Below are 20,194 nucleotides of genomic sequence, written 5' to 3' on the forward strand. Positions count from 1 at the left end.
GCCTAAAATCCACCGATTGCGGCCCAGGGTGGGCCTGCTCCGTCCTCTCACCTTCAAGCTCCCATGCAAGACAAATACTCCCACCAAGAGGTTGAACGCGCAGCGCACAGCCACTGGACTGCCCGCGACGCCTACCGCGTGACGGAAGACACCAGCAAGAAGAAGTTCTACGCCTGCTCCATGCTGCCGTACCCTAGCGGCAAGCTGCACATGGGCCACGTGCGCAACTACACCATCAACGACATGCTCACGCGCTACCTGCGCATGAACGGCTACAACGTCTTGATGCCCATGGGCTGGGACGCCTTCGGCCTGCCCGCCGAAAACGCGGCGTTGAAGAACGGCGTGCCGCCTGCGAAATGGACGTACGAAAACATCGCGTACATGAAAAAGCAGATGCAGGCCATGGGCCTGGCCATCGACTGGAGCCGCGAAGTCGCCACCTGCGACCCTGAGTATTACAAGTGGAACCAGTGGCTGTTTCTGAAGATGCTGGAAAAGGGCATTGCCTACCGCAAGACCCAGGTGGTGAACTGGGACCCGGTGGACCAGACCGTGCTGGCCAATGAACAGGTGATTGACGGCAAGGGCTGGCGCACCGGTGCCGTGGTCGAAAAGCGCGAGATCCCCGGCTACTACCTCAAGATCACCGACTACGCCGAAGAACTGCTCGACTTCGTGACCGGCGACAAACTGCCCGGCTGGCCCGAGCGCGTGAAACTGATGCAGGAAAACTGGATCGGCAAGAGCGAAGGCGTGCGCTTCGCCTTCACGCACGACATTCAGGGCGACGACGGCGCGCTGATTGGCGACGGCAAGATGTACGTGTTCACCACGCGCGCCGACACCATCATGGGCGTGACCTTCTGCGCCGTGGCGCCTGAGCACCCGTTGGCCACCCATGCCGCCAAGAGCAACCCGGCTCTGGCCGCGTTCATCGAGAAATGCAAGACCGGCGGCACCACCGAAGCCGAGCTGGCCACGCAAGAGAAAAAGGGCATGCCCACGGGCCTGTACGTCACCCATCCGCTCACCGGCGAAAAGGTGCAGGTGTGGGTCGGCAACTACGTGCTAATGGGCTATGGCGATGGCGCCGTGATGGGCGTGCCCGCCCACGACGAGCGCGACTTTGCGTTTGCGCTCAAGTACGGCATCGAGATCAAGCAAGTGGTGCTGGTGGACGGCGAAACGTTCAACTACCACCAGTGGCAGGACTGGTACGGCGACAAGCAGCGCGGCGTGACCATCAACTCCGACAGCTTCAGCGGCCTGTCGTACAAGGAAGCCGTGAACGCCGTGGCCCATGCGCTGGAGCAAAAGGGCCTGGGCGAGAAGAAGACCACCTGGCGCCTGCGCGACTGGGGCGTGAGCCGACAGCGCTACTGGGGCACGCCGATCCCGATCATCCACTGCGATGAACACGGCGCCGTGCCCGTGCCGGAAAAAGACCTGCCCGTGGTGCTGCCGCAAGACTGCATCCCCGACGGCTCGGGCAACCCGTTGCACAAGCACGAAGGCTTCCACGCCGGCGTGACCTGCCCTGTCTGCGGCAAGCCTGCGCGCCGCGAGACGGACACCATGGACACGTTCGTGGACAGCTCGTGGTACTTCATGCGGTATTGCGACCCCAAGAATGCCGAAGCGATGGTGGCTGGCGGTGCCGACTATTGGATGCCGATGGATCAATACATCGGCGGCATCGAACACGCCATCCTGCACCTGCTGTACGCCCGCTTCTGGACCAAGGTCATGCGCGATCTCGGTCTGGTCAAGGTCGATGAGCCCTTCACCAAGCTGCTCACGCAGGGCATGGTGCTCAACCACATCTACAGCCGCCGCACCGCCAAGGGTGGCAAGGACTACTTCTGGCCGCACGACGTGGAGCATGTGCTGGATGAAGGCGGCAAGATCATCGGCGCCAAGCTCAAGAACGAAGCCACCAGCGGCGACGGCCTGCTGCCCGTGGGCACGCCCATCGACTACGAGGGCGTGGGCACCATGTCCAAGTCCAAAAACAACGGTGTGGACCCGCAGGACCTGATCGAAAAGTACGGCGCCGACACCGCCCGCCTGTACACCATGTTCACCGCCCCGCCCGAAGCCACGCTGGAGTGGAACGACGCGGCTGTGGAGGGCAGCTACCGCTTCCTGCGCCGTGTGTGGAACTTTGGCGTGAAGCTGTCTGCTATGGATATGGGAGCTGCCACCGCAAGCGTAGCAAGCGCCAGCAGCCTGAAAGACATTGAATTTGGCAAGGAAGCCAAGGCCCTGCGCCTCGAAATCCACAACGTGCTCAAGCAGGTGGACTACGACTACCAGCGCATGCAGTACAACACCGTGGTCTCGGGCGCGATGAAGATGATCAACGCGCTGGAAGACTTCAAGGCCGTCGATACCGCCGGTGGTCAGGTCGCACTGATCGAGGGCTTTGGCATCTTGCTGCGCGTGCTGTACCCCGCCACACCGCACATTGCCCACAGCCTGTGGGAAAGCCTGGGCTACGCCGGTGTGCTGGGCGACTTGCTGGACGCCGCCTGGCCCCAGGTGGATGCCAATGCGCTGGTGCAGGACGAGATCGAGCTGATGCTGCAGGTCAACGGCAAGCTGCGCGGCTCCATCCTGGTGCCCGCGCAGGCCGACAAGGCCGAGATCGAGCGCATTGCGCTGGCCAGCGAAGCCTTTGCCGCCCACAGCGGTGGCGCGGCCCCCAAGCGCGTCATCGTCGTGCCGGGTCGTCTGGTCAACGTGGTGGTGTAAGCATGCACAAGCGCACCTTGCTCGGACTGGTCCCGGCGGCTGTGCTGGCGGGCTGCGGTTTTCGCCTGCGGGGCGTGCCGGAGTTCTCGTTCTCGTCGCTGTACATCGCCGCGCCCGCCAGTTCGGCCCTGGCCCGCGAACTGCAGCGCACGCTGGAGGGCTCGGGCAGCCCGCTCAAGGTGCTGCGCAACGCCACCGATCTGCCTTCTGCGCAGGCCGTGATCGACATCCTGTCGGAGCAGCGCGAGCGCATCGTGGTGGGCCAGAACGCCTCGGGCCAGGTGCGCGAGCTGCAACTGCGCCTGAAGGTGAAGTTCCGCCTGCGCACCGCGGCCGGGGTGGAGATGATTCCCGAGACCGAAATCCAGCAGCAGCGCGACATGAGCTACAACGAAACCCTGGCGCTGTCGAAAGAGGCGGAAGAAGCCCTGCAGTACCGCAACATGCAGACCGACATCGTGCAGCAGTTGCTGCGGCGCCTGTCGGTGGCCAGATTGCCGATGTAAGCACGAAATCGCCCTGTGGGGCTTATGAATCAAGCGCTGGCAGCTATTGAAAATATAGCGCCAGTGCTTTTTTCTGGGCGCTGAGCAGGCCGCTGGCCCTGCGCCATCAAAACGGCCGCGTGCGCATCAGCGTGCTCTTGCCAAACAGCGACTCCACCAGGTCCACCGCCAGCACAGCGGTCTTGTTGCGCACGTCCAGCGCGGGGTTCAGCTCCACGATGTCGAGCGAGGCCAGGCGGCCGCTGTCGGCAATCATCTCCATGCACAGCTGCGCCTCGCGGTAGGTGGGGCCGCCGGGCACGGTGGTGCCTACGCCGGGGGCAATGTCGGGGTCCAGAAAGTCCACGTCAAAGCTCACATGCAGGTGGGTGTCGGCGTCCATGCCCGCCAGGGCGCGCTCCATCACCTGGCGCATGCCCACCTCGTCAATGGCGCGCATGTCAAACACCTCCAGGCCCTGCTCGTGCACAAAGCGCTTTTCGCCTGCGTCCACGCTGCGAATGCCGATCTGGCGGATTTGCGAAGGGTGCAGCGCCGGGCCGCCACCGGGCATGTGGGCCAGCTGCGTGAGTTCGGCCGGGCCAAAGCCGCACAGGCAGGCCACGGGCATGCCGTGCACATTGCCGCTGGGCGTCAGCGCGCTGGTGTTGAAGTCGGCATGGGCATCCAGCCACAGCACGCGCAGCTTTTTGCCGCTTTCGGCGCAATGGCGGGCCACGGCGCTGATGCTGCCCAGGCCCAGACTGTGGTCGCCACCCAGCAAGATGGGCAGGTGGCCCTGTTGCAACTCGGCATACACAGCGCCATACACCAGCCGGTTCCACTGCACCACCTCGGGCAGGTGGCGGTAGCCATCCACCGGGGGCTGCCAGGGGTTGGAAGGGCCGCTTAGGTTGCCCCGGTCCAGCACCTGCAGGCCGTGCAGTTCCAGCGCCGCCTGCAAGCCCGCCACACGCAGGGCCTCGGGGCCCATGGATGCGCCGCGTGCGCCGGCGCCAATGTCGGTGGGCGCGCCAATCAGGCTGCAAGGCGGGAGGCTTCGGGGCAGGGTGGCGGGCAGGTCGTGGGTCATGTCTGTGGGGTGGAAGGCGATGGTTGGGTGAGTGTGGCAGGCGCCCTGGGGCGGCGCAACGGCGTTGCCCCGGCCTGGGGCGTTCTGACCTTGGCTGTGCGCGGAGTGGCATGAAGGGCACACCATGCCCTCAATGACAAGCAGGCGACAGCCGGGGCTGTGGCAGTGAAAAGCCAGGGGTTCTAATCACAGCCACGGCAGGTTTGCAGGATTTTGTGCCAACGCGGCGCCAGTGGAAAGACAGCGGGTTGAGCATTTGGCGCGATAAATGACGCAAATTGACAGATGCAACTGCGCAAATCGACCGTGCAAGCGTGGCGTCGCGGGAGGGTTGTAACATTCATGTAACCATCGCAGCCCTGGGGGCTTGCGGGTTACTACGGAGACAACCGATCCGCTTCAGTGCGCACACTGCGGAGACTGGTTTTTGTAATCAGATGTGTCGGGCATGGGCTGGCTGGTTATCCATTTAGAGGCAGAATAATATGCAGCTCGACAACATTCGCGTTTCGCGCAAGCTCTGGTTTGCGTTTTTGGGGTTGATGGTGGCCATGGCGTTGGTGTCGGGCATTGCGCAAAACCGCGGCAATACCACCATGGCGCGCGCCATGGATGCCGTGGTGGACATCGACACCCGTGTGGTGGCAGCCGTGCGCTGGCGCGGCGGCACCGAAACGGCCGTGAACATGATCATGGGCGGCGCCGTGACCACCGACGCCGTGCTGGCACAGCAGTACGACGCGCGGGTGAAGGAAATCGTCGGCGACATCAACAAGATCCAGGAAACCATCGTGGCAGGGGCGACCGCCCCTGAGGAAAAAGCCGCCATCGACAAGGTGGTGGCCGAACGCAAGCTGGTGCTGGAAGCCGTGGCCAAGACCTGGGAGCTCAAGGGCGCGGGCGATGCGGTGGAAACCCAGCGCTTTGCCGACGAGCAGCTCACCCCCATGGTGGCGCGCTACCTCAAGGCGCAAGACGAATTCATCGCCCAGCTGGAACGCCGCCGTGAGGCGGTGCGCGAAGAGGCCATGGCCCAGCGCATTCGCTCGGGCGTGATCAGCACGCTGACCGCGCTGGTCGTGTTTGCTGCGGGCGCGCTGCTGGCCTGGCTGCTGGTGCGCTCCATCACCGCGCCCCTGCAGCAAGCGGTGGACACCGCCAACGCCATCGCCGCAGGCGACCTGACCCGCGAGCTGCAAACCAGCCGCAAAGACGAACTCGGCCAGATGCTGCGCGCCCTCAATGACATGTCGGCCCGCCTGCGCGGCGTGGTGAGCGAGGTGCGTCAGGGCGTCGATTCCGTCTCCAGCGCCTCCATCCAGATCGCCAACGGCAACCACGACCTCTCGGCCCGCACCGAGCAAACCGCGGCCAATCTCGAAGAAACCGCATCCAGCATGGAAGAGCTGACAGCCACCGTCACCCAGTCGGCCGACACTGCCCGCCAGGCCAACCAGCTCGCAGGCACCGCCGCGCAGGCCGCAGCCCGTGGCGGCGAAGTGGTGGGCCAGGTGGTCACCAGCATGCAGCAGATCACCGAAAGCAGCCGCAAGATCAGCGACATCATTGGCGTCATCGACTCCATCGCCTTCCAGACCAACATCCTGGCGCTGAACGCCGCGGTGGAAGCCGCCCGCGCTGGCGAGCAAGGCCGTGGCTTTGCCGTGGTGGCCAGCGAAGTACGCAGTCTGGCCGGCCGCAGCGCCGAAGCTGCCAAGGAAATCAAGACCCTCATCAACCAGTCGGTCGAAAACGTAGAGTCCGGCTCGGCCCAGGTGGCCCAGGCCGGGCAAAGCATGGAAGAGATCGTCGCGAGCGTGCGCCGCGTGAGCGACCTGATTGGCGAAATCACCGCCTCATCCACCGAACAACGCGACGGCATCAGCCAAGTCAACCAGGCCGTGGCCAACCTCGACCAGATGACGCAGCAAAACGCTGCGCTGGTGGAAGAGTCCACCGCCGCTGCCGCCTCCATGCGCGACCAGGCGCAGCGCCTGGCCGAAGTGGTGAGCGTGTTCAACGTGGGCGCCACCAGCGCCCGCAGCGCCGCTCCGGCCCCCCGGCCTGCAGCGGCCCCCGCGCCGCGCTTTGCCCCGGCCCCGGCCAAGCCTGCGGTGGCGGCCCGCCCCAAACCGGCCCCCGCCGCCAAGCTGGCCCACAGCGCCAAGCTGGCCCACAGCGCCAAGCCCGCAGCCCCTGCACCCGCGCCCGCGGCCAAGGGCAGTGAAGATGATTGGGAAAGCTTCTGAACATCGAACGCCAGTCTGCTATTAAAAGAATAGCTGCTGGCGCTTTGTAGATAAGCGCTAGAGGCTTAAAAGACCAAAGCCCTGCACGCGCCGCCCCGGCGCGGCGGGCAGCCCGCCTGGGGGCGATAAACTTTGCCCATGCAAGTCGCCCTGGCCCAACTCTCCACCCACCTCCAACGGGCCCTGTCGCCGCTCTATGTATTGCACGGCGACGAGCCCTTGCTGCAGCAGGAAGCCGCCGACGCCATCCGCGCCACCGCCCGTGCCCAGGGCTACACCGAACGCAGCAGCTACACCGTGGCCGGTGCCCACTTTGACTGGAGCGCCGTGCTCGCCGCTGGCGGCAGCTTGAGCCTGTTTGCCGACAAGCAGATCGTCGAGATCCGCATCCCCTCTGGAAAGCCCGGCAAGGATGGCAGCGTGGCACTGCAGCAGATCGCTGAATCAGTCCGGGGCAACGACAGCATCCTCACCATGGTCATGCTGCCGCGCCTCGATAAAGCCACCAAGACCGGCGCCTGGTTTGCCGCGCTGGAGGGCAACGGCGTCTCCATCCAGATCGACCCCATCGAACGCGGCCAGCTGCCGCAGTGGATTGCCCAGCGCCTGGCCCAGCAAGACCAGCGCGTGGTGGCGGGCGAAGAGGGCCAACGCACCCTGCAGTTTTTTGCCGACCGCGTGGAAGGCAATCTGCTGGCCGCGCACCAGGAGATCCAGAAACTGGCTTTGTTGCACCCGGCGGGTGAACTGACCCAGGCCCAAGTCGAAGCCGCCGTGCTCAACGTGGCGCGCTACGACGTGTTCAAGCTGTCCGAATCCGTGCTGGCCGGGCAGACCGGCCGCGTGCAGCGCATGCTCGACGGCCTGCAGGCCGAGGGCGAGGCCGAAGTGCTGGTGCACTGGGCGCTGGCCGAGGACATCCGCGCCTTGAAGCGCGTGAAAGACGCCATGAACGCCGGCAAGCCCCTGCCCATGGCCCTGCGCGAAAACCGCATCTGGGGCCCCAAGGAGCGGCTGTTTGAACGCATCCTGCCCAAGGCCAGTGACGCCGCCCTGGCGCGCCTGCTGCAATCCGCCCACATCGTGGACGGCATCGTCAAGGGCCTGAAGGTGCCCGACTGGCCGCAAGACGGCTGGCAGGCCCTGCAGCGCCTGGCTTTCCAGCTCTGCCGCTTGACCAGCGCGGCCCGGTGATGGCGCCTGTGGATGCCACCCTGCGGCCCTCGCAGGGTTCCCGGCCCATGCGCCTTCCCAACGACGACGCTACCAACGGCTGGTCCGCCATCCTGCCCCCACGCACGCCGCGCCCCGCGCTGCAGGGCGATGTGGTGGCCGACTGGCTGGTGCTGGGCGCGGGCTTTGCGGGCCTGGCTGCGGCGCGCCGCCTGGCCGAGCTGCGCCCGCACGCCCACATCGTGGTGGTGGATGCAGGCACCGTGGGCAACAACGCCTCGGGCCGCAACTCGGGCTTTGCCATTGATGTGCCGCACAACATTGGCAGCTCGCTCGAAGAACTGCGCCAGGCCGCGCACTACCAGGCCTTGCTCACGGCGGGCATGAACGACCTGGAGGGGCTGGTGGCGCAGCACCGCATCGACTGCCAGTGGCGCCGCGCAGGCAAGTACCACTGCGCCGTATCGCCCGCGGCCGAGCGCACGCTTCAGCACCATGTGGATGAGCTGCGCGCCCTGGGGGCTCCGCACGAGCTGCTGGACCGCAACGCCCTGGCCGCGCGCCTGGGCACCCGCTACTTTGCCGCCGGGCTGTACACGCCAGGCACCGTGCTGCTCAACCCTGCCGCGCTGTGCCGGGGGCTGGCCGATGCGCTGCCCGATAACGTGACCTTGCACGAGCAAACGCCCGTGCAGCGGCTGGATTTGTCGAGCGGCCAAGTGGTGGCGCACGCGCCGCACGGCCGCGTGCGTGCGCCGCAGCTGCTGCTGGCGGCCAATGGCTTTGCGCAGCAGTTGGGCTTGTTTGGCAGCGCCTGGGGGGCGGAGACGTTTCCGCTGGTCACCTTTGGATCGCTCACCGCGCCACTCACGCCCGAGCAGCGCAGCCGCCTGGGCGCGCCCGAGGGCTGGGGCGTGACGCCCGCCAGCGCCGTCACGGGGGCCACGCTGCGCTATACGGACGATCACCGCATTCTGGTGCGCCAGGGCTTTGAATATGCGCCGCAGTTCCGCGTCAGCCCTGCGGTGCGCGAGCGGGTGCGGCGCGAGCATGCCGCTGTATTTGCCGCGCGTTTTCCGCAGCTGGGTGATGTGGCGCTGGAGCATTTCTGGGAAGGCTCCATCGCCATCACCCGCAATGGGGCACCGCGTTGGGGGCGGCTGGCCCCGCAGGTGCATGGAGTCGCTGGGTGCAATGGGGCGGGGGTGGTCAAGTTCACTGCGCTGGGGGCGTTGGCGGCGGATTTGGCGCTGGGGCAGGACCACCCGTTGCTGGCGCATGCGTTGGCGTTGGGTGGGCCGGCGCGCATGCCGCCGCAGCCGTTCATGGGGGTGGGGGTGCGGGCTTATATTGCGCGGGAGAAGTGGTTGGGGCGGGCGGAGGTTTGAAGTGTTTTGGGCTGCTGGCGCTTGTGGGATAAGCGCTAGCAGCTATCAAATTTGTAGTGGTTGCCTGGGCTTGCTCGCGGATTTGGTGGTATTCATATGCGCAGGGCGGGAGCCGGGTTGTCGCCCCGGCTGGCGACTCACTTTCTTTTGCTTCGCCAAAAGAAAGTAAGCAAAGAAAAGGCGACCCCACTGTCTGCGTCCCCTGCGCTTCGCTCCGGGGCAACCTGCGGTGCTCGCGTCCAGCGGGGTCTCGCTCGAACTCGCTTCGCTCAGACAATCGCGAGCCCTGATCCGCTGGCCGCTGCGCTCCTCGGCGCATACAGAGGGGTGGGAGAGCCGAGCAGCCATTCGGGCCTTTGCTGCGCTCGGCCCTGGGGGCGTCAGCTGGCGCTTAGTGTGGCCTGGGCTTTTTCTACCCACATCGTCAGGTTCGCTACCAAGTCCTTCTGGCTGAACGAGCAGCTTTCTTCCGAAAACAGTGCGCTGGATTCCAGCCGGTCCAGCAGGTTCAGCAGCACTTCGCCGTAGCGCGGAGGCAGCGTGGCGAGCAGGGTGGTTTGCTGGCGGGCCAGGGTGCCGAGGGCGGCGGCGGTGTGGTCGCCGCGTTCAAAGGCTTGCAGGGCTTGGGCCAGGGTGGTGAGCTGGGCTGATGGGGTGTCGGTCATGGTGGTGCGGTGGTGTGCAACGGGACAGGGCGCAAGGGTAAGGCCAACTGCGGCAAAATCGCCGGATGAATGCCCTCAATGTCGCTGAATACACGCACTCCCTCGGTCTCCAGGCAAAAACGGCCTCTGCGCTGATGGCGAAAGCGCCGGCAGCTATCAAAAACAAAGCATTGCTGGCCCTGGCCCGTCTGCTGCGTGAGCAGACCGAAGCGCTGCAGGTGGACAACGCCCGTGATCTGGAGCGCGCCCGCGCTGCCGGGCTGGCCGAGCCGATGGTGGATCGCTTGAAGCTCAGCCCCAAGGTGCTGGAGACCTGCGCCCAGGGTTGTGAGCAGCTCGCCGCCATGGCCGATGTGATTGGCGAGATCATTGGTATGAAGCAGCAACCCAGCGGCATCCGCGTGGGGCAGATGCGCGTGCCGATTGGGGTGTTCGGCATGATTTACGAGAGCCGCCCCAACGTGACCATCGAGGCCGCGTCCTTGAGCATCAAGAGCGGCAACGCCTGCATCTTGCGTGGTGGCTCGGAGGCGATTGATTCCAACCGGGCCCTCGCCAAGCTGGTGCAGCAGGCGTTGGCCGAGGCGGGCCTGCCGCAAGACGCGGTGCAGCTGGTGCAGACCACCGACCGTGAGGCCGTGGGCCAGCTCATCACCATGCCGCAGTTTGTGGACGTGATCATCCCGCGCGGCGGCAAGGGCCTGATCGAGCGCATCAGCCGCGAGGCGAAGGTGCCCGTCATCAAGCACCTGGACGGCAACTGCCACACCTATGTGGACGACCCCTGCGACATCGCCATGGCGGTGAAGGTGGCCGACAACGCCAAGACCAACAAGTACAGCCCCTGCAACGCAAGCGAAGGCCTGCTGGTGGCGCGGGGTGTGGCGGCGGAGTTTTTGCCCAAAATCGGCGCGGTGTATGCCGCCAAGGGCGTGGAGATGCGCGGCTGCCCTGAGTCGCTGGCCATTCTGCAATCGGTGGCCGGGGCCCAACTGGTGCCCGCGACGGAGCAGGACTGGAGCGAGGAATACCTGGCCCCCATCATCAGCGTGAAGGTGGTGGCGGGTGTGGATGAAGCCATTGCGCACATCAACCGCTACGGCAGCCACCACACCGATGCCATCCTGACGCGCGACCACATGCACGCCCAGCGCTTCCTGCGCGAGGTGGATTCGGCCAGCGTGATGGTGAACGCCAGCACGCGCTTTGCGGATGGCTTTGAATATGGGTTGGGGGCTGAAATCGGTATCAGCACCGACAAGTTCCATGCGCGCGGGCCGGTGGGCATTGAGGGGCTCACCTCGCTCAAGTACGTGGTGCTGGGCGAAGGCGAAGTGCGCGGCTGAGGCGGGAGGTCAGGGTTTTTGCTCTTGTTTTGATAGCTGCTTGCGCTGGTCAATAGGCGGCAGGAGCCCAATTTCTTATGAAAATCATCATCCTCGGGGCCGGCCGTGTGGGCGCGAGTGTGGCCGACAGCCTGGTATCCGAACGCAACGACATCACCGTCATCGACACCGATGCCGAGCGCCTTCGCGATCTTCAGGCGCGGTTTGACTTGCGTGGGGTGGTGGGCAACGGCATCGAGCCCGCCGTGCTGGCCGAGGCCGGGGCGCGCGATACCGATCTGCTGATTGCCTGCGCCGCGCAGGACGAGACCAATCTGGTGTGCTGCAAGATGGCGCAGCTGCTGTTCAACATCCCCAAGCGTATCGCGCGGGTGCGGTCTACAGGCTTCGAGGCCCATGAGCGGCTGGTGGGCCCCGAGGGGTTTGCGGTGGACCGCATCATCTGCCCCGAAGAATCGCTGACCCGCTACATCGGCAAGCTCATCGAGTACCCCGAGGCCATGCAGGTGCGCGAATTTGCCGGGGGCCGCGCTTGCCTGGTGTCGGTGCGGGCGCGGGTGGGGGCTCCCATGGTCGGGCACTCCATCGGCGCGCTGCGCGAGAGTGCGCCGGAGCTGGCGATGCGCATGGTGGCGATCTACCGACGCTTCCCCGACGAGCCTGACCGATTCATCGCCTGCGACGGCCGCACGCGCGTCGAGCCGGGGGACGAGGTGTTCGTGCTGGCCGCGCACGAGCACATTTCCAACGTGCTGGCCGCCCTGCACCGCCCAGCCTCCCAACAGCCCCAGCCCGTGCGCCGCATCATGATTGCGGGCGGCGGCCGCGTGGGCCTGCGCCTGGCGCAGCAGTTGGGCCAGGAAGAAGGGCGCTTTCACCTCAAGATCATCGAATCAGACCCGCGGCGCTGTGTGGAGCTGGCCTCGGCGTTGCCGCCTTCGGTGCTGGTGCTGCAGGGCGAGACCACCGACGAAGACCTGCTGGGCGATGAGGGCGTGGAAGAGGTGGACTTGTTCCTGGCGCTGACCGAGGACGACGAGGACAACATCATGTCGTGCCTGTTGGCCAAGCGCATGGGCGCCAGCCGGGTGCTGGCCCTCATCAACCGGCGCAGCTATGCCGACCTGATGCACGGCACGCAGATCGACATTGCCCTGTCACCCGCGCAGGCCATGTTGGGTGAGCTGCTGGCCCATGTGCGCCAGGGCGACGTGCAGGCCGTGCACAGCCTGCGCCGGGGCGTGGCCGAGGCGCTGGAGATCGTGGCGCGTGGCGACCGCAAAAGCTCGCGCGTGGTCGGCCGCAAGGTGAGCGAGCTGCCCCTGCCGCGCGATGTGCACATCGGCCTCATCGTGCGTGGTCTGCCCGACCACTTGGCGTCTGCATCTGAATCCGAAGCGCTGCCCCTGCCTGCGGAGCCCGCCGAGCCGCAGGTGATCATTCCGCGCAGCTCCACCGTGCTGGAGAGCAATGACCATGTGGTGTTCTTCCTGCCGCACAAGCGCCTGGTGCGCGAAGTGGAAAAGCTCTTCCGCGTGAGCGCCACGTTTTTTTGATGCACCCCCCTGAGTCGCTTCGCGCCTTCCCCCCGCTCTCGCATGGCTGCGCAATGCGGGCAGGGGGACGCAGCCACCGCGGCGGGGCGGCCCTTGCGGGGCTGCCCTCGCATGGGCCGCGCCAGAATCAGGCCGTGTGCAGCGTGCTGAACAAACGGCTTTCATCATGACCGACATGTTTCCTGTCCTGCGCGTGCTGGGCATTTTGGTGATGATCTTTGCGTCGTCCCTGGTCTTGCCCACGGCGGTGTCGTGGTGGGCGCGCGATGGCGTCCTGTTTGTGTACCCGCTGTCGATGGCCGCCACGGCATTCGTCGGCGCATGGCTGTGGTGGAGCTTTCGCGTCTTTCGGCGTGAGCTGCAGCCGCGCCACGGGGTGATGCTGGTGTCGCTGGTGTGGCTGCTGCTGCCGCTGTTTGCCGCGCTGCCGCTGATGCTGGCGGGGCACCACCTTGGGCGACCCTTGTCGTTCACGCATGCGTACTTCGAGGCCGTTTCGGGCCTGACCACCACGGGCTCCACGGTGATGAGCGGGCTGGACCAGTTGCCGGTGTCCGTCAACGTCTGGCGCACGTTCTTGCAGTGGCTGGGCGGCATGGGCATTCTCATTTTGGCCGTGGCGGTGCTGCCCTTGCTGGGCGTGGGTGGCAGCCAGCTCTTCAAGGCCGAGGCCGCCGGGCCGGTGAAAGACGCCAAGCTCACGCCGCGCATGACCGGCACGGCCAAGGGGCTGTGGGGTGTGTATGCGTTGTTCTCCGTGGCTTGCGCCTTGGCCTACTGGCTGGGCGGCATGGCGCCGCTGGACGCGGTGATGCACATGTTCACCACGGTGAGCCTGGGCGGGCTGTCGCCCTACGACGCGAGCTTTGGGCACTTTCAGTCGCCGCTGCTTGAAGCCATTGCCGTGGTCTTCATGCTGGTGGCCAGCTGCAACTTTGCGCTGTATTTCGTGGCCTTCCGCAAAGGCGACTGGCGCGGTTTTTGGCGCGACCCGGAGCTGCGCGCCACGCTGGGCACGCTCATCGTGGGTGGCCTGGTCGTGTCGCTGCTGCTGTGGGCCAAGGGGGTGTATGAGCCACTGACTGCCTTGCGCCACGGCATGTTCAATGTGGTGTCGCTGGCCACCACCACGGGCTATGCCACGGTGGATTACCTCGGCTGGCCGGTGTTTGCGCCGGTGCTGATGCTGCTGCTGTCGGGCGTGGCCACCAGTGCGGGGTCCACCGGCTGCGGTATCAAGATGGTGCGCATGCTCATTCTGGTCAAGCAGGCCCGCCGCGAAATGACGCGGCTGGTGCACCCCCGCGCCGTGCAGCCGGTGCGCTTGGGCGATGCCGTGGTGGACAACCGCGTGATCTTCTCGGTGCTGGCCTTCATGCTGGTGTACGGCGCGACGGTGATTGGCCTGAGCATGGTGCTGCTGCTGACTGACCTGGACCCGGTGACGGCGTTTTCTGCCGTGCTGGCCAGCGTGAACTGTGCCGGGCCCGGGCTGGGCGCGGTGGGGCCAGCCTCCAACTTTGCGGTGCTGACGGACTTTCAGGTGTGGGTGTGCACGCTGGCCATGCTGCTGGGGCGGCTGGAGATTCTGAGCTTCATGGCCGTGCTCACCCCGGCGTTCTGGCGCCGTTGACGGCGAGCCTGGGATTTTTCGCCCAGCCGGGGTACCGGCATTGCGAAACCGGCGGTCGCCCCCACATCCCGGAATCCCAGTTCCCTACAATCGTCCTCCAACGTGTCCCCCGAGGGGTTTTATGGTTCCGCATCTCATCACGGCCCTCACCGGGCCCATCAACGAGCTTGAACAGCGCATTCTGGATTCCATGCCTGCCATCGAGCGCTGGTTTCGTCTGGAGTGGATGGAGCACACGCCTCCGTTCTACACCTCGGTGGACATCCGCAACGCGGGCTTCAAGCTGGCGCCGGTGGATACCAACCTGTTTCCCGGCGGCTGGAACAACCTGACCAAGGAAATGTTGCCCCTGGCCGTGCAGGCGGCCATGGCGGCCATCGAAAAGATCTGCCCCGAAGCGCGCAACCTGCTGATCATTCCCGAGAACCATACCCGCAACACGTTCTATCTGGCCAACGTGGTGCAGCTGCAGCGCATCTTCAACATGGCCGGCCTGAATGTGCGGGTGGGGTCCATCAGCCCGGAGATCAAGAAACCCACGCTCATCGAGTTGCCCAACGGAGATTCGGTGACGCTGGAGCCTGTGGTGCGTACCAAGGGGCGCCTGGGGCTCAAGAACTTTGACCCCTGCACCATCCTGCTCAACAACGACCTGTCTGCCGGTGCCCCCGGCATTCTGGAAGACCTGCACGAGCAGTATCTGCTGCCGCCCTTGCACGCGGGCTGGAGCGTGCGCAGCAAGAGCACCCACTTCAAGAACTACGAAGAGGTGGCCAAGCGCTTCGGCAAGATGCTGGGCATTGACCCCTGGCTTATCAACCCGATGTTCAGCCAGGTGGGCGGGCTCAACTTTGCCGAGGACACCGGGTTGGACGCCCTGCAGGCCGCCACCGACGCGCTGCTGACCAAGGTGCGCCGCAAGTACAAGGAATACGGCATCAATGAAAAGCCGTTTGTGGTGATCAAGCCCGACAACGGCACCTACGGCATGGGCATCATGACCGTACGCGACGCCAAGGAGCTGGACGCGCTCAACCGCAAAACCAAGAACAAGATGGCCGTCATCAAGGACGGCCAGACGGTGTCTGACGTCATCATCCAAGAAGGTGTGCTGACCCAGGAGCGGGTGAACGATGCGGTGGCCGAGCCGGTGGTCTACATGATGGACCGCTACGTGGTCGGCGGTTTCTACCGCATGCACGCCGAGCGTGGGGTGGACGAGAACCTCAATTCGCCCGGCGCCAGCTTTGTGCCCCTGGCCTTTGAGCACAGCACGCACATGCCCCAGCCGGGTGTGCGCCCTGGGGTCAGTGCGCCCAACCGGTTCTACATGTATGGCGTGGTGGCCCGCCTGGCCATGCTGGCGGCCAGCTACGAGCTGGAAGCCACCGACCCCGACGCCGAGGTGTACGACTGACCCCCGGCTGTAGCGCTGCGGCTTGGCCGCCGCCCTTGCCACGTCTGGCCTTTGGACGCCAGGGGTGGTAGATGGCAGTTGTTGCGGTGCAACATATTTGATCGTTTGTACAGAAGCTTGTGCGGGCGGCGCAAAATAGCGCTCCCCCAAATCATGGAACCCCGCCCGGCTTGAGGGCCTGCGGGGTCGCTTCAGTGCAAAGCTCTTCCAAATCTTCGCTGGCGGCTCTCACGCTAGGCGCTATCGGTGTTGTCTACGGCGACATCGGCACGAGTGTTCTGTATGCCGTGAAAGAGGTGTTCGGCTCGGGGCATGTGCCCTTCACGCACGAGAACATCTACGGCATCCTGTCGATCTTCTTCTGGACCCTCACGGTCATCGTGTCGCTCAAGTACGTGGTGCTGGTGCTGCGTGCGGACAACAACGGTGAGGGCGGCCTGATCGCCATGCTGGCGCTGGCATCGCAAGCCGTCAAAGACAAGCCCAAGCTGCGCGGCATGCTGCTTGCCGTCGGTATTTTTGGCACATCGCTGTTTTATGGGGATGGGGTCATCACTCCCGCCATCTCGGTGCTTTCGGCCGTCGAGGGGCTGGAGGTGGTGTCACCACACTTCAAGAAGTACGTCATTCCCCTGACGTTGGTGGTGCTGTTTTGCCTTTTTGCGGTGCAAAAGCGGGGCACAGGCGGGATCGGCAAGTTTTTTGGGCCCATCACGCTGGTGTGGTTCATGACCCTGGCGGTGCTGGGCGTGTTTCACATCCACGGGCACCCCGAAATTCTGTGGGCGATGAGCCCGCACCACGCGCTGATGTTCATGTGGCACCAGCCCGGCACCAGCTTCATCATTCTGGGCGCTGTCGTGTTGTGCGTGACGGGTGCGGAAGCCTTGTATGCCGACCTGGGCCACTTTGGCAAACGACCCATTCGCCTGGCGTGGTTTGGTGTGGCGATGCCGTCGCTCACGCTCAATTATTTCGGTCAGGGCGCGCTCCTGCTGGCCGAGCCTGAGGCCGTCAAGAACCCGTTTTTCATGATGGCGCCCGACTGGGCGCTGATTCCGCTGGTCGGGCTGGCCACGCTTGCCACCGTGATCGCTTCGCAGGCCCTGATCACGGGCGCCTTCAGTGTCACCAAGCAGGTCATCCAGCTCGGCTATCTGCCGCGCCTGAACATCCAGCACACCAGCGTGCGCGACACCGGGCAAATCTACATGCCGCTGGTGAACTGGGGCCTGTTCGTGGCCATTGTGCTGGCGGTGGTCATGTTCCGCTCGTCGAGCAATCTGGCGGCTGCCTACGGCATTGCCGTGACGCTGGACATGCTGATCACCACCACGCTCACGTTCTTTGTGATCCGCTACGGCTGGGGCTACCCGCTGGCGCTGTGTCTGGCTGCCACGGGCTGCTTCTTTGTGGTGGATTTGGCGTTCTTCGCGTCCAACCTGCTCAAGCTGTTCCAGGGCGGGTGGTTCCCGTTGATGATTGGCGGCGCCCTGTTTACTTTGATGATGACGTGGAAGCAAGGCCGCCGTCTGCTCAATGCCAAGCTGCGCGCTGATGCCATCGACCTCAAGGATTTTCTGGAGTCGGTTTTCATCAGCCCCCCGACCCGGGTGGAAGGCACGGCCATTTTTCTGACGGCTGAGCCTGGGGCAGTGCCCAATGCGCTGTTGCACAACCTCAAGCACAACAAGGTGCTGCACCAGCAAAACCTCTTCGTCACGGTGCGCAACCATGAAGTACCCTGGATTGGCCTGGACAAGCGCTTGCAGGTGGAGCCTCTGGGGCATGACTGCTGGCAGGTGGTGGTGCACTATGGCTTCAAGAACGACCCTGACCTGCCGCGTGCCTTGGAAGCCCTGCGAGGCCGGGGGTGCGATGTGGAGCCGATGACCACCAGCTACTTCCTGTCGCGCGACACGGTGATTCCCTCCATCGGCAGTGGCATGGCCCACTGGCGTGAAAAGCTATTCGCGCAGATGCACCACAACGCCAGTGGTGCGGCGGACTTTTTGCACCTGCCTAACAACGCGGTGGTGGAGCTGGGCTCCAAGATCGAAATCTGACAACTGGATCAGGCCCTGATCTTTGGTGAGAGCGTTTCCCGCGTGGGTGCCAGAATGCGCGCCATGCAATTTTTCAAAGATCTCAGCTTGTCGGCCTTTGTCGCAGGCTTCGTCGCCGTGCTGGTGGGCTTCACCAGCTCGGTCGCCATCGTGTTTCAGGCCGCCCAGAGTTTTGGCGCCACGCCAGCACAAATCACATCGTGGATCTGGGCACTGGGTTTGGGCATGGGCCTTTGCTCCCTGGTTCCATCGCTGTTGCTGCGCAAGCCGGTGATGGTGGCCTGGTCCACCCCGGGTGCTGCAGTGCTCGCTACCGCCGGGGCTGCGGGCAGTTTCTCCATGGGCGAGGCAGTGGGTGCGTTCATGGTGTGTTCTTTGCTGGTGATTCTGGTGGGCGCCACCAGGGCCCTTGAACGTGTGGCTGATCGCATTCCCATGGAAATCGCCTCTGCCCTTTTGGCCGGAGTGCTGGCCCGTTTTGGCATCCAGGCCTTTGCTGCTGCGCAAACGGCGTTGCCTCTGGTGCTGCTGATGGTGGGCACGTATCTGGTAGCCCGCCGCATGGCTGCTCGCTATGCGGTGGTCGTCACCTTGGTGGTGGGCATCCTGTGGGTGCTGATAACGGGGCAGATGGCTTGGTCCATGGAGCCCGTACGCTTGGCCATGCCAGTCTTTGTGGCGCCACAGTGGAGTGTGTCCGCCATTGTCAGTTTGGCGATCCCCCTGTTTGTGGTGACGATGGCCTCTCAGAATCTGCCGGGCATGGCTGTCATCCGCGCATCAGGGTATGAGCTTCCGGTGTCTCGGTTGATCACGATGACGGGGTGGGCTTCGCTGGTGCTTGCACCCTTTGGCGCGTTCGCGTTGAACTTCAGCGCCATCACCGCAGCGATCTGCATGGGGCCCGAAGCCCACGAAGATCGGAGCAAGCGATACACCGCAGCGGCGTCCTGCGGTGCTATCTATATAGTGATCGGGCTGTTTGGCGCTTTGGTCACTGGGCTGCTGACTTCTTTTCCAAACGAGTTGGTGGTCGCCATTGCCGGAATCGCGTTGTTGAGCACCATTGGGAACGGCCTGGCCTCCGCCCTGCGCGACGAAAGGCACCGTGAGCCAGCACTGATCACCTTCTTGGTCACGCTCAGCGGAATCACGTTGATGGACATTGGCTCTGCCTTCTGGGGAGTGGTCGCCGGCAGCCTTGCTTTATTTGTGCAACAGTACAAGCAATCACGTTCCGCCCTGCCTCGTTAATGACCTGGCGTCATCGTGGATGCTGCGCGGGTGCATGCGGCCGTTTTCCAAGGTACCACACAATCTTGCGCAGTTCCGCTCACTCACCGTACACACACCATGCAAATTCTGTTCATTGCCGATCCTCTTGAGAGCTTCAAGATCTACAAAGACACTACCTTCGCCATGATGCGCGAGGCGCAGCGGCGCGGTCACACCCTTGCGGTGTGTGAGCCCAGGCATGTGAGCTGGGTGCGTGGTGGGCAGGTCTCGGCCCAGGTTCGGCACATCACTTTGACGGGTGAGACGGACTCATGGTTTGCCGTGCAGTCCGAGAGCATCGCAACGCTGGCCGGATTTGACGCGGTGCTCATGCGCAAAGACCCGCCTTTTGACAGTGAGTATTTCTACGCGACGCACATGCTGGAGCAGGCAGAGCGTGAGGGAGCACGGGTTTTCAACAAACCCCGTGCTTTGCGTGATCACCCTGAAAAGCTGGCGATCATGGAGTTCCCTCAGTTCATTGGCCCCACCCTCGTCACTAGGGATGCCGCAGAAATCAAGAAATTCCACGCGAAACACCGTGACATCATTTTGAAACCGCTGGACGGTATGGGTGGCATGGGGATCTTCAGGGTTCGCGAAGACGGGCTGAACTTGGGCAGCATCGTCGAGACGCTGAATCGTGACGGTGCGCAGAGCGTCATGGTCCAAAAATTCCTCCCGGCGATTGCTGAGGGCGACAAGCGCGTCCTCATCGTCGGTGGCAAACCTGTGCCGTTCTGTTTGGCGCGCATTCCTCAGGGCGGCGAGGTTCGGGGTAATTTGGCGGCAGGTGGCAAGGGGGTAGCCCAGCCGCTGTCGACGAGGGATCTGGAGATCGCCGAGTCGCTGGGGCCCATTCTTTTGGAGCGCGGCCTGCTGCTGGCTGGGGTGGATGTGATTGGTGACAGTGTGACGGAGATCAACGTGACCAGCCCGACGTGTTTTCAAGAGATCTTTGATCAGACCGGCTGCGATGTGGCAAGTCTCTTCATAGATGCGCTGGAGGCGGCCGTAAATTCATAAAAGCTCAGTTTCTTGCATTTGGCCCAAAATCTCTGCTATGATCGAGGGCTTCGCTGCACAGAGGG

Annotated in this window: 14 protein-coding genes; 12 read left to right on the top strand and 2 right to left on the bottom strand. The window is 64.4% G+C overall.

Going from position 1 to position 20,194, the window contains the following annotated elements; all coding sequences use genetic code 11:
• The first annotated feature begins 63 nt into the window (after positions 1-63).
• Together leuS and BDD18_RS09745 are read left to right on the top strand one after the other, a co-directional pair.
• Positions 64-2,757 carry a leucine--tRNA ligase gene (leuS, locus tag BDD18_RS09740; RefSeq protein ID WP_142082969.1) on the top strand — a complete coding sequence of 898 codons (2,694 nt, stop codon included), beginning with the start codon at positions 64-66 and terminating at the stop codon, positions 2,755-2,757.
• Positions 2,758-2,759: 2 nt separating this feature from the next.
• Positions 2,760-3,263: an LPS-assembly lipoprotein LptE gene (locus tag BDD18_RS09745; RefSeq protein ID WP_142082970.1), complete on the top strand. Its 504-nt coding sequence runs from the start codon at positions 2,760-2,762 to the stop codon at positions 3,261-3,263.
• A gap of 106 nt (positions 3,264-3,369) precedes the next feature.
• Here BDD18_RS09745 and rocF read toward each other — a convergent pair whose 3' ends face one another.
• Positions 3,370-4,335: an arginase gene (gene rocF / locus BDD18_RS09750; RefSeq protein ID WP_142082972.1), complete on the bottom strand. Its 966-nt coding sequence runs from the start codon at positions 4,333-4,335 to the stop codon at positions 3,370-3,372.
• 485 nt (positions 4,336-4,820) lie between these two features.
• Between rocF and BDD18_RS09755 the strand changes: the two genes are divergently transcribed.
• The 3 genes from BDD18_RS09755 to BDD18_RS09765 all read left to right on the top strand — a co-directional run bounded on the left by BDD18_RS09755 (position 4,821) and on the right by BDD18_RS09765 (position 9,145).
• Positions 4,821-6,584, top strand: coding sequence for a methyl-accepting chemotaxis protein (locus BDD18_RS09755; RefSeq protein ID WP_142082974.1), 1,764 nt, complete (start codon positions 4,821-4,823; stop codon positions 6,582-6,584).
• A 138-nt stretch (positions 6,585-6,722) separates the two neighbouring features.
• Positions 6,723-7,778: a DNA polymerase III subunit delta gene (holA, locus tag BDD18_RS09760; RefSeq protein ID WP_142082976.1), complete on the top strand. Its 1,056-nt coding sequence runs from the start codon at positions 6,723-6,725 to the stop codon at positions 7,776-7,778.
• Positions 7,779-7,825: 47 nt separating this feature from the next.
• On the top strand, positions 7,826-9,145 hold the full coding sequence (locus BDD18_RS09765) for an NAD(P)/FAD-dependent oxidoreductase (RefSeq protein WP_170207390.1): 1,320 nt from the start codon (positions 7,826-7,828) through the stop codon (positions 9,143-9,145).
• A gap of 380 nt (positions 9,146-9,525) precedes the next feature.
• Here the strand turns inward: BDD18_RS09765 and BDD18_RS09775 are convergent, their stop codons facing one another.
• The gene (locus BDD18_RS09775) at positions 9,526-9,810 is read right to left on the bottom strand and encodes a hypothetical protein (RefSeq protein WP_142082979.1); all 285 of its coding nucleotides are present in this window, start codon (positions 9,808-9,810) and stop codon (positions 9,526-9,528) included.
• A gap of 65 nt (positions 9,811-9,875) precedes the next feature.
• Between BDD18_RS09775 and BDD18_RS09780 the strand changes: the two genes are divergently transcribed.
• The 7 genes from BDD18_RS09780 to gshB all read left to right on the top strand — a co-directional run bounded on the left by BDD18_RS09780 (position 9,876) and on the right by gshB (position 20,129).
• Positions 9,876-11,156, top strand: a complete 1,281-nt coding sequence (locus BDD18_RS09780; protein ID WP_142082981.1) for a glutamate-5-semialdehyde dehydrogenase — start codon at positions 9,876-9,878, stop codon at positions 11,154-11,156.
• Positions 11,157-11,233: 77 nt separating this feature from the next.
• On the top strand, positions 11,234-12,712 hold the full coding sequence (gene trkA / locus BDD18_RS09785; RefSeq protein WP_142082982.1) for a Trk system potassium transporter TrkA: 1,479 nt from the start codon (positions 11,234-11,236) through the stop codon (positions 12,710-12,712).
• Between the two features lie 166 nt (positions 12,713-12,878).
• Positions 12,879-14,345, top strand: a complete 1,467-nt coding sequence (locus BDD18_RS09790) for a TrkH family potassium uptake protein (protein WP_142082984.1) — start codon at positions 12,879-12,881, stop codon at positions 14,343-14,345.
• Between the two features lie 121 nt (positions 14,346-14,466).
• Positions 14,467-15,762: a glutamate--cysteine ligase gene (gshA, locus tag BDD18_RS09795; RefSeq protein WP_066695355.1), complete on the top strand. Its 1,296-nt coding sequence runs from the start codon at positions 14,467-14,469 to the stop codon at positions 15,760-15,762.
• A gap of 194 nt (positions 15,763-15,956) precedes the next feature.
• Positions 15,957-17,828 carry a potassium transporter Kup gene (locus tag BDD18_RS09800; protein ID WP_044398103.1) on the top strand — a complete coding sequence of 624 codons (1,872 nt, stop codon included), beginning with the start codon at positions 15,957-15,959 and terminating at the stop codon, positions 17,826-17,828.
• A gap of 63 nt (positions 17,829-17,891) precedes the next feature.
• Positions 17,892-19,082 carry a benzoate/H(+) symporter BenE family transporter gene (locus BDD18_RS09805; RefSeq protein ID WP_082758756.1) on the top strand — a complete coding sequence of 397 codons (1,191 nt, stop codon included), beginning with the start codon at positions 17,892-17,894 and terminating at the stop codon, positions 19,080-19,082.
• Between the two features lie 99 nt (positions 19,083-19,181).
• Complete coding sequence (gshB, locus tag BDD18_RS09810) at positions 19,182-20,129, top strand: glutathione synthase (protein WP_066695350.1); 948 nt, start codon at positions 19,182-19,184, stop codon at positions 20,127-20,129.
• The last annotated feature ends 65 nt before the right edge of the window (positions 20,130-20,194 follow it).

The sequence above is a fragment of the Acidovorax temperans genome (assembly GCF_006716905.1).
Classification (GTDB): domain Bacteria; phylum Pseudomonadota; class Gammaproteobacteria; order Burkholderiales; family Burkholderiaceae_C; genus Acidovorax; species Acidovorax temperans.